The organism is Faecalibacterium intestinale, from assembly GCF_040096575.1.
Lineage (GTDB): Bacteria > Bacillota > Clostridia > Oscillospirales > Ruminococcaceae > Faecalibacterium > Faecalibacterium intestinale.
The window spans coordinates 1-592 of the sequence record NZ_JBBMEN010000078.1; the positions used below are offsets into that span (position 1 = coordinate 1).

Annotated in this window: 1 protein-coding gene; it reads left to right on the forward strand. The window is 65.2% G+C overall.

The annotated features are described in order from the left end of the window. Positions 1-552: glutamate ligase domain-containing protein (locus WMO20_RS14460; protein WP_349187314.1), on the forward strand; the 552-nt coding region annotated here is incomplete at its 5' end. Positions 553-592 lie beyond the last annotated feature (40 nt).

A 592-nucleotide genomic window follows, 5' to 3' on the forward strand; every position in this document is an offset into this window, starting at 1 on the left:
GATGGGGTGCGCCTGCCGCTCATCGGCAGTTATCAGCCCCGCAACGCCGCGCTGGCCATTACCGCCCTGCGGGTGCTGCGGCAGCACGGCTGGAACATCCCGGAAAGCGCCATCCGCACCGGGTTGGAACAGGTGAGCTGGCCCGGGCGCTTTGAGCTGCTGCGCCACAGCCCGGCCTTTGTGCTGGACGGCAGCCACAACGCCCACGGGATGCGCGCCACGGTGCAGAGCCTGAAAGACCGCTTCCCCGGGCAGAAATTCGTCTTTCTGGTCAGCATCATGGCAGACAAGGACGTGGACGAGATGCTGGCGCTGCTGGCACCGCTGGCCGAGCGGTTCGTGACCGTGACGGCGCACAACCCCCGCGCCATGCCTGCGCAGACGCTGGCAGAGCATATCCGCGCTTACGGCTGCACCGCCGAAGCTGCGGACAGCATCGAAGCCGGTGTGGCGCGTGCGGAAGAACTGGGCGGCGAAGGCCCGGTATGCGCACTGGGCACGCTGTATTTCTCCGGCGATGTCCGGCAGGCCTTTGCCCGCCTGAATGCGTAACGATGCAGAAAAAATATTTTTGAATACAAGCAGAGCCGGA